This window comes from Rhodoferax sp., assembly GCF_010365055.1.
In the GTDB taxonomy this organism is placed as follows: Bacteria; Pseudomonadota; Gammaproteobacteria; order Burkholderiales; family Burkholderiaceae_C; genus Rhodoferax.
Genome location: NZ_JAAFHA010000121.1, coordinates 1 through 9183 on the forward strand (window position 1 = coordinate 1; position 9183 = coordinate 9183).

The 9183-nt window shown below is 59.8% G+C and carries 10 protein-coding genes and 1 pseudogene; 2 read left to right on the forward strand and 9 right to left on the reverse strand.

Going from position 1 to position 9183, the window contains the following annotated elements:
- Positions 1-115: 115 nt before the first annotated feature.
- The gene (locus tag GZ093_RS18555) at positions 116-1303 is read right to left on the reverse strand and encodes a PLP-dependent aminotransferase family protein (protein ID WP_296488917.1); all 1188 of its coding nucleotides are present in this window, start codon (positions 1301-1303) and stop codon (positions 116-118) included.
- Positions 1304-1471: 168 nt separating this feature from the next.
- Here GZ093_RS18555 and nth point away from each other — a divergent pair, with 168 nt between their 5' ends.
- Both nth and GZ093_RS18565 read left to right on the forward strand, forming a co-directional pair.
- Positions 1472-2125 carry an endonuclease III gene (gene nth, locus GZ093_RS18560; RefSeq protein ID WP_296488920.1) on the forward strand — a complete coding sequence of 218 codons (654 nt, stop codon included), beginning with the start codon at positions 1472-1474 and terminating at the stop codon, positions 2123-2125.
- Between the two features lie 14 nt (positions 2126-2139).
- A complete protein-coding gene (locus tag GZ093_RS18565) occupies positions 2140-3282 on the forward strand; it encodes a GGDEF domain-containing protein (protein WP_296488922.1) in 1143 nt (380 codons plus the stop codon).
- A gap of 1 nt (position 3283) precedes the next feature.
- Here the strand turns inward: GZ093_RS18565 and cobC are convergent, their stop codons facing one another.
- The 8 genes and pseudogenes from cobC to GZ093_RS18605 all read right to left on the reverse strand — a co-directional run bounded on the left by cobC (position 3284) and on the right by GZ093_RS18605 (position 8963).
- Positions 3284-3829 (reverse strand): alpha-ribazole phosphatase, encoded by a 546-nt coding sequence (cobC, locus tag GZ093_RS18570; RefSeq protein WP_296488924.1) that lies wholly within the window; start codon positions 3827-3829, stop codon positions 3284-3286.
- A gap of 16 nt (positions 3830-3845) precedes the next feature.
- Positions 3846-4688 (reverse strand): adenosylcobinamide-GDP ribazoletransferase, encoded by an 843-nt coding sequence (locus tag GZ093_RS18575; protein ID WP_296488927.1) that lies wholly within the window; start codon positions 4686-4688, stop codon positions 3846-3848.
- Positions 4689-5116: 428 nt separating this feature from the next.
- A pseudogene (locus GZ093_RS18580) lies at positions 5117-5374 on the reverse strand (cobyric acid synthase CobQ); the annotation flags it as partial.
- Positions 5375-5399: 25 nt separating this feature from the next.
- The gene (gene queD, locus GZ093_RS18585; RefSeq protein ID WP_296488930.1) at positions 5400-5843 is read right to left on the reverse strand and encodes a 6-carboxytetrahydropterin synthase QueD; all 444 of its coding nucleotides are present in this window, start codon (positions 5841-5843) and stop codon (positions 5400-5402) included.
- Positions 5844-5874: 31 nt separating this feature from the next.
- Positions 5875-6510, reverse strand: a complete 636-nt coding sequence (queE, locus tag GZ093_RS18590) for a 7-carboxy-7-deazaguanine synthase (RefSeq protein ID WP_296488932.1) — start codon at positions 6508-6510, stop codon at positions 5875-5877.
- Positions 6507-6662: a hypothetical protein gene (locus GZ093_RS18595; RefSeq protein ID WP_296488933.1), complete on the reverse strand. Its 156-nt coding sequence runs from the start codon at positions 6660-6662 to the stop codon at positions 6507-6509. Before GZ093_RS18595 ends, queE begins: the two co-directional genes overlap by 4 nt.
- 4 nt (positions 6663-6666) lie before the next feature.
- Complete coding sequence (locus GZ093_RS18600) at positions 6667-7863, reverse strand: Wadjet anti-phage system protein JetD domain-containing protein (RefSeq protein WP_296488935.1); 1197 nt, start codon at positions 7861-7863, stop codon at positions 6667-6669.
- Positions 7860-8963 (reverse strand): DNA methyltransferase, encoded by a 1104-nt coding sequence (locus tag GZ093_RS18605; RefSeq protein WP_296488937.1) that lies wholly within the window; start codon positions 8961-8963, stop codon positions 7860-7862. Before GZ093_RS18605 ends, GZ093_RS18600 begins: the two co-directional genes overlap by 4 nt.
- Between the last annotated feature and the right edge of the window lie 220 nt (positions 8964-9183).

Here is a 9183-nt window from a genome sequence, read left to right on the forward strand (position 1 = left end):
CGCTTTCGTTTACATCAATGCAATGAATACCGCCTATCAAAAAATAAATCCAATACCTCTTGATTTGGTGGGAAGTCCCTGTAGGGGGCTACAGGCTGATTTTTTATAAATCCATTTAAAGCGCCTGTGCCAATCGCCCAATGCCTTCTTCAATCTTGGCCACATCAGCCGTGGCAAAGCTCAGGCGCAGCGTGCTCAGATCGGGGTCATGCGCAAAAAACGGTGCACCGGGCACAAAGGCCACGCCCTGCTCAATGGCGCGCTTGGCAAAGTCGGGGGCATTGCTGCCCTTGCCATTCGCCTCGGTCAGTCTGGCCCAGAAGAACATGCCGCCCCGCGGTTGGTTGAATGCAATCGCATCACCCAACTCCCGGCGCAGCGATTTGGCCATGACCCGCGCGCGCTCGGCGTAGGTTTTACGCACCACGGCCAATGTGCCGTCCAGGCGATTCATGGTCAGGTAATGGGCACAAATGGCTTGCGTGAGGTTGCTGGTGTGGGCGTCGCTGAACTGCTTGCACATGGTGGCGTTGGCCAATAGCGCAGCCGGCGCAACCAGCCAGCCCACGCGCAAGCCCGGGCTCAATATCTTGCTGAAACTGCCGCAATGCGCCAGCCAGTCGCGGCTGCCCGGCACACCGTCGCTCAGGGCGAGCAGGCTCGGTGGTGGCGGCTGGTCAAAGTACAGCTCGCCGTAGGGGTCGTCTTCCACCACCAGCGTTTGCGTGCGGGCCGCAATCTCAAGAATGCGCCTGCGCCGCACCAAGCTGAGCGTGGCGCCGCTCGGGTTGCCAAAGGTGGGAATCAGGTAGACCAGCTTCGGTTTGTGCTCTTCGATCAGCGCCTCCAACTTGTCCACATCCACGCCGTCGGCATCAATCGGTGCGCCAATGATGTGGGCGCCATAGAGCCGAAAGCACTGGATCGTGGCCAAAAAGGTGGGCGCCTCCACAATCACCTTGTCGCCCGGCGAGATCATGGTCTTGCCGATCAGGTCCAGCGCCTGCTGGCTGCCGGTGGTGACGATCAGCCCTTCCGGCCTGACGCTGCTGCCCTTGCCCGCCATGAAGGTGCTGATGGCTTCGCGCAAGGGCTGATAGCCCTCGGTGGCGCCGTATTGCAGCACCGGGCCGGGGTTGTGGGTGAGCACCGCTTGCGACGCTTTTGCAATGCCTTCGGCATCAAACAGCGCCGGGTCTGGAAAGCCGCCGGCAAAACTGATGATGCCGGGTTTGCCCAGCAGTTTGAAGAGCTCACGAATGGCGGAGGTTTCAACATTTTTCAGACGGTCGGCAAATTGCATGAAATTCCAGCTTTCAGGAGAATTGATTTAGGGTAAATTGTGACCGATTGCCTACGCACTCACGGTTCACCAGCATGGTGGCAGCCTCGATTCATTTTTCGCATCCATCCAACTGCCGCTCATGAGCGAGTGGGCCCTGGACATTGACACCCAAAGTATCATCCTTTCATGACGCCTGCTGCCATCGAATCCTTTTTTGCCACCCTGAAAGCTGCCAACCCGCAGCCGCAAACCGAGCTGGAATTCACCAGTCCGTTTGAGTTGCTGGTCGCCGTGCTGCTGTCAGCCCAGGCCACGGATGTCAGCGTCAACAAAGCCACGCGCCGCCTTTTTCTGGTAGCGAACACGCCACAAAAGATGCTGGACCTGGGCCTGGAAGGGTTGGAGGGCTACATCAAGACCATTGGCCTGTACCACGCCAAGGCCCGCCATCTGATGCAGACCTGCCGGATGCTGATGGATCAATACGGCGGTGTGGTGCCGCGCACGCGTGAGGCGCTTCAGACCTTGCCGGGTGTGGGGCGCAAGACCGCCAACGTCATCTTGAACGTCGCGTTTGGCGAGCCGACCATCGCAGTCGACACCCATCTTTTTCGCGTCGCCAACCGCACCGGGCTGGCGCCGGGCAAAACACCGCTCGAGGTGGAGCAAAAGCTGCTGAAACGCATTCCAGCCGAGTACATGGTGGATGCGCACCACTGGCTGATTTTGCATGGACGCTACGTGTGCCAGGCGCGCAAGCCGCTGTGCTGGCAATGCGCGGTGAGCGCCTATTGCGACTTCAAATCCAAAACAACGCCCGACACGGTGCGAGCCCGCTGAAGTCGTATCCACCCATGACTGACATCGACCCCCGCACGGTTCTCCTGCTCACTGGCATCATGGGTGGTTTGATGTCGCTGGTGCTGTATGCGCTCAAGCGCAATTACCCGGCCTCCATCCAGGGGCTGGGTGAATGGTCGGCAGCGCTGCTGGTTTTATTTGTGGGCGGCCTGCTGGTGGCCGGTCGCGGCAAACTGCCTGACCTCGTCTCCATCTCTGTTTCCAGCTACCTGCTCTGGTGCGGGCAGTATCTGGCTTACGTAGGCAGCCAGCGCTTCTTTGGCGCCAGCCCTCGCGTCGCGCCCTGGCTGGCATCGATCACGGGCTTGGCGCTGGTACAGGTGTGGTTCACCCTGGTCGAGCCCAGCTACCACATGCGACTGGTTTTGACGACCGGGGTAACGGCTGGACTGTCCGGGGTGCACGCCTGGCTGGTAGCCCGGCAGGGTTCCATCACGTTTGCCCGGGGACTGGCTGCTGGCGTACTGCTGCTCCTCTTGGCCGCGCAGGTCATGCGTCTGGTGACTTCGTTCACCGTGCCCTTTCCAGCCAACGCCGAGTTCTTTGACACATCAAGCCTGCAACTGATCTACATCACCAGCTTCGCTTTTTCCGTTTTGCTGTTCTCCATCAGCGCGGTGCTGATGGCCACCGACCGCTTGCGCATCGAGCTGGAGCACTTGGCCAACCACGATTCACTTACCAACGCCCTGACGCGCCGGCACATGGACGACGCTTGCCGCTCCGAGTTGGAGCGCTGCCGCCGTCATGGCCGCAGCATGGCGTTGCTGATCATGGACATGGATCATTTCAAGGCGGTCAACGACAGCTATGGCCACCAAGCGGGCGACCAGGCGCTGATCAGCTTTGTGGCCCGGGTCAACGCCTTGCTGCGTGAGCCTGACCAACTGGGTCGCTTTGGCGGCGAAGAGTTTGTGGCGCTTTTGCCGGACACCGCTCTGGACGAGGCCCTTGCTGTGGCCGAGCGGATTCGCGACGCCTGCACCCTGGCCGGGCCGGCGCCTGCGTGTACCGTGAGCATCGGCCTCACCACGAACCGAAAAGACAATGACACCATGGACAAGCTGCTGGCGCGCGCCGACGCTGCCCTGTACCGCGCCAAGGCCGCTGGGCGCAACCGGGTTGAGAGCGCCTGATTCAAGCCTGAAATTCACACCAGCCGCCAAAGGCCGGTGCCTCGCGCGGCCACTGGTCAGCCTGCGCCACCTGGCGCACACCCTGCGCCAGCAAGGATGCGGCACGAATCACCCCGGCGTGGGTGACCCACACCGTATTCAGGCGCAGGCGCTGTGTCTCGTCCCACGCGCGGGTCACGCGCTGCATGACGTCGGACACACTCTCCCTGCCGCCAAATCGATGCCCGCCAAAGTCCGCGGTCCAGCGGTCGAAGTCGGCTTGCGGGATGCGATCCCAGCGCTGGCCCTCCCAACAGCCAAAGTCCATCTCCACCAGGCGCGCATCGGTTTTATAGGTCAAATCAGGCCGTAGCCCCCGTAAACATTGCGCAAGACGCTCACATCTTTGTAACGTCGACGACATCACCTGAACACGCTGCGGCAGTAGCGCGGCCAGGGCGGCGGCGGCCTGCTGCGTCGCCTGCTCATCGGCGGCCACATCGGTGGCACCGTAGCAAACCCCCGATGGGATCAGGGGTTGCGCATGACGCACCAGCCACAGCTTCATGTCCGCATCTCCTTGATCAAAGACCCACCGCCAGCCCAAGGTAAAAAGCCAGCTCGCACACCTGCTGCGTGGCCCCCAGGCAGTCGCCGGTAAAACCCTGGAGCCGACGCCAGAACCAGCGCGCCATCACAGCCCAGGCCACGAAGGATGCGACCACGGCGCTCAGAAGCGCCTGCAGCAAACCGGCATCCGTCAAATCATTCACTACAAATTCAGTAGCTGATTGTGTATAGATGACGAGGGCTAGCGCCATAAAACACCATATAAAATCGGTCAGCAACGCAGCCACGCTGATCTGATCGGCCAGCGGCTTCGACTTGGAGCCCGCCGCATCGCCCACATGCGGCAGCAGCCGAATGGTGAGCAGCGGCCAAGTGCGCGACAGCACATGCGCGACAAACAGCGCGGCCACCATCAGCGTCGCACTGACAGCACCCAGCAGCGCCAGCAACGCCACCTTGCACAACAGCGCCAGCATCACGGCAATGGCGCCAAAAGCCCCCACACGCGAGTCTTTCATGATGACCAGCGCCCGCTCCCGCTCGGCACTGCCGCCCAGGCCGTCAAACACATCGGCCAGGCCATCTTCATGAAACGCACCGGTGAGCAGCACGCCCAATGCCGTGCCCAGCGCGGCCACCACCAGCGGTGTCGAGCCCGTGGGCGGCAGGACGAAATGCAGCAACGCCGTGAACGCCGCCACCAGAGCCCCCACCAGCACGCCCACGCCGGGGAAGTGCCCGGCGCTGGCACGCAGCATCGCCGGGCTGAACCCAACCCACTCCGCCAGCCGTCCGGTGACCGGGATGCGGGTGAAAAACTGAAGACTCAGCAGGTAGTGGCGGATGAACTGGCTCATGGGGTAATCGCAGTCAGACAAGAGAGTTGCATTATTGGTGAGTCAAATTGCGCCCGCGCGCTTCAATCAAGAACGTAAGGGGTGTGGGTAGGGTGGATGTCGAGGCCGATTTCAAAAAGCGAAGCGCATGAGGCCTCGGCGTCCGCCCTGCCCGCGCCCCGGTTAGAGCCACAGTCTGCATCCCGGCGTCAGAACATCAAGGCCGGGGACAGTCACTTTCTAACACGGTGCGAGTGGGGTAAAGGCCCGGGCCTCATACGCTTCGCTTTTTGAAATCGGCCCAAACCTTTACCCCACTCACACCTGGCCATGATGGCAATCGATGCTTTCATCGTCAACGCATGCTCAAACCTGCGCGGTCTGAGTTGCTGCCTTCTCCGACACGCCGGCCGACTCAAAACTGGCCATCTCGCGCAGCATGGCACAGGCTCGGGCTTGAGCAAGAGCGGGTTCATGCGCACATCGGGCACGGCGCACGCGGCCAGCGCCTGAAAGTATTGGGCACTGCCGATTTCTCCCGAGCCTTTGTCGCTGGCCACCACCCGCGCGTTGTTGCTCATGTTCTGCGCCTTGAAGGGCGCCACCTTGAGGCCTTGGCGGGCGTAATGACGGCACAGCGCGGTCGCCAGCCAGCTTTTGCCGGCGCCGCTGGTGGTGCCCAGCACCATGATGCATTTGGCGGTCATGAAAGTAAGCGCGTCGGAGGCAGCGCTAGCCGTCGATCTCAGCCCAGCAATTGGGCGTTTCATACAGGGTGACCTTGGCCAGCGACAGGTGTCTGCCGTAGCGGCCCTGGTAGACCTCCTTCAAAATATCGAAGGCAATCTTGGCCAGATTTTCGACCGTGGGCACGCGATCAATAACCACCGTTTTGTGGTTCGGCATGCTGTCCAGAAAATCACGCACCACGGTGTCGTGCGCGTAGACGATGAAGGCGTGGTCCCAGAGCTCGACCAGGTGCTGGTTGGCCAGCGCCTTGATGTCGCCAAAATCCATGATCATGCCGTTGTCAGACTCGCCCTCTTGTTGCACCACGTCACCGGTCAGGGTGATGAGCAGGGTGTAGCGGTGGCCGTGCATGTTTCTGCACTGGCTCTTGTGGTCGGGAATGCGATGACCGGCATCGAATTCCATTTTTCGGGTGATGGTAAGCATGGTGTGGCGTGAGCTCGCGTGTTCGGCGAAATTAAGGGATTTGAAGCAGTTTATGGGTCTGCAGGCTGAGCTTCCACTGGGGATGAGCTTTGCAGTAGTCAATGGCCATGCGCAGGTTCTCTTTTTGAAGTGGGCCGTCCATGGCTTGCACAAAATAATGGTCAAAGGCCAGGCAGGCGTAGTCGTCCAGCACTTGGCCCGCCTGCGGGATGACCACTTTGATCTCGTTGCCGGCGCGTACCACCAACGCGGAGCCCATCTTGGGACTGACACACACCCAGTCCACGCCGCCTGGAACCGGCAAGGTGCCATTGGTTTCAATGGCGACTTCGAAACCGGCGTGATGCATGGCCTTGATGAGCGCGGCATCGAGCTGCAGCAGCGGCTCTCCGCCGGTGAACACCACGTATTTGCTGGCCGGGTACGACGCGGGCCACAATTGGTTGATGGCGGCGGCCAGGGTCTCAGCGTCCCTGAACTTGCCACCGCCTTCGCCATCGGTGCCGACGAAATCGGTGTCGCAAAACTGGCAGACGGCGCTGGCCCGGCTGTCCTCGGCGCCGCTCCACAAATTGCAACCGGCAAAGCGGCAGAAAACGGCAGGGCGCCCGGCATGATGGCCTTCGCCCTGCAAGGTATAGAAAATTTCTTTGGCACTGTAGGTCATGCTTGGCCTTTGTTTACGGTTGTTTGAAGCGCCGCCCCCAGCGCATCTTGCGCCGCCGGGGACTGTACGCTCAGGCGCGCCGGTGGCTCACCAAAATAGCGGTCAATGAGCAAGGCCAGCAGCAAAGCAGCAGCCATCGGGTGCACGTTCACAGCGTCATGCCTTCAAATCAGCCAAGGCCCGCTGCACCCAGCCAAAGCCGATGCGCTCCTGCTCGAGCCGAACCCCGACGCGCAATTTGTTATCACGCAAATCATTGAACAGCCCAGTCTCGTCAGGCGTCAGGCGCGGCAGATCACGCAGCAGGGGTTGCGGCTCCTGGCCCCAGTGGTCGGCATGCGCCAACAAGGTTTCACGATCCATCAACAGCGACTGGGCATGGGGGAAACGGGAACGCAGTTGGTCCAGAATGGCAAAACCGTGGGTGTCGATGTCGCCCCAGTAATACAAGTCGCACTGGTGTAACCAGGGGACACCCGCAAACGCCTCAAAGCCGTAGCCTGCGCCAAAAATGACCAGGCTGCCCGGCATGGCAGGAAAAGCCAAAAAGTTGATCTCGTTCTCAGTCATGAAGACGCGGCGCAACGGCAAATCAAGCTGTTCAAAAGCCGCCTGCGTGAGGCTGATGTCCTGATCACACCCGTTGGGTAGCAAGGCCACACGCGCGTCCAGCAGCCGAAAGCGGATGCGCAGCGGTTTGTCCTTGAAACCGTAGCGGCGGCAAAACTGGCTGGCTCCGGTGGCGCTGGCGTCGATAGCATCCTGGCGCAAGGCCAGATCCAGCAGTTCCGAGAGCACGCCGCGGTTGGCCTCGATGAACTTGCTGTCCACCCCGGGCAGGTCCACCTGCCGCAGATAAATGCCGGGACGCGGATGCGATTGCAGCCAGCAGATGACGCTCAACAGGCGCTGCCAGGCGTCCGCCAAGGCCAGGGCATTCAGGGGCCGTCCTTCCAGCCACGGCAGCAAGACAGGGTGTTGTTCGCGCGTCAGTTGCACCAGACTGGCAAAACGCCTGGCCTCTTTTTGTTTGCCGATCAGCGCCAGCGCGTGATCCAGCGTATCAAGCCAGACCTCGTCCGGCACGGCGCTTGCGCCCAGCACACGGTGGCGGAACTCACGCATGACGATGCGATAGCGCGGCGCACTGTGCGGGGGCGCGTTGCACCCGAAATCCTTCATCCACACCCGCACCTCGTCGAAACGTTCCGTCAATTCGGTCGATGTCGGTCCCGTGAACCGCAAGCGCCGGGGCGACAAGGTCCCACCCTGCACGCAGGGGCGCAGCAAGTCGCCCTTGTCCCAGAGCTTTTGGACTTGGGCGCGCAGGTCGGCGTGAGTAGTCCAGGTCATTCTTGTGCCTTGCCCGATGGCCTGGTTGGCAAGCGCTTCACCATACGGTCAAAATCCGACTCAAACCGCTGGTCATCCACCACCCGGAATTTGTCAAACTCCTGCTCAGCTTGGCTTTTAGCCAGTTGCGCAGACACTTTTCCAGCGCCCTGCAAAATTTCGCGGTCGTTCAGAGTCAAAAAGCCTTCCAGCTTGGCTACGCGCTCAGAGGTTTGAACAACATAAAACTTGTCTTCTGAGCGACTAGAAAATTTTGTATCGCCCCAATAGTTGCTGATTCGAGCTACCGGATAGTCGTCAAAAAACCGGACATAACTCAGCATTTTCCCGCGAAGCTCAATGCGTCCGCCGCGAATAAGCCGCTCCATACCTTGCTGCCCGGTCTTCCAGTAGCCCGTGATTGGTCGAATCTCTCGCCCTTGAAAGGGCACGGGAAAATCTCCTGGGGGACGTTGCGAGACGATGTTGTCTTGCCTATACAGCCGAACCTTCTGACTCATTCTTGCCCAATTTTGAGAGTCATCGGCTTCAATAGTTTGTAGTTGACCGTGTTCGTCTCGATACCTTCTGTATTCACGTTGAATACTTTCATCAGAACCCTTGTTTCTAAGGATTTCACGGTATTTAAGCGCTCCTTTGTTTTTTGCGAACAAAAGAACGAAATCACAGGTGCTTGAAATGAAGTCAGTTGTTTGCGCACTCGTCTTATCCACGATGATCTCAGACACAAAGTTCTCATCCCCAAACACCTCATCCATCACCGCCCTCACCCGGTGAACGTTCTCATCCCCAATCTGCACAAATATCGACCCGGATTCTGTCAATAAATTCCGCGCCACTGTCAGCCGGTCGCGCAAATACGTCAGGTACGAATGAATGCCGTCGCGCCACGTATCCCGAAACGCCTTCACCTGCTCCGGCCCGCGCGTGATGTGACCAGCGTTGCCGTCCTTCACATCGCGGCTGGACGTGCTCCACTGGAAGTTGCTGTTGAATTTGATGCCATACGGCGGGTCAAAATAAATGCACTGCACCTTGCCGCGCAGGCCTTCGCGCTCGGCCAGGGACGCCATCACGCTTAAGGAGTCGCCCAGAATCATGCGGTTTTGCCAATGCCCGTCGTGCTGGTAAAACTCGGTTTTGGCGTCTGTGTTGGGCAGGCCATTGAAGTCGGCAAATAAATCTACCTGTGCAACAGCTCCTGATGCCTTTTCGCTCTGGCGCTTCGATAAAGCAACTTCTTTTCTGTAAATTTCCGAAATTTAGTTTTGGGTGTTGGTGATTTGCAGCGCTCAGGGCTTCATGGTTAGATAGATTTTT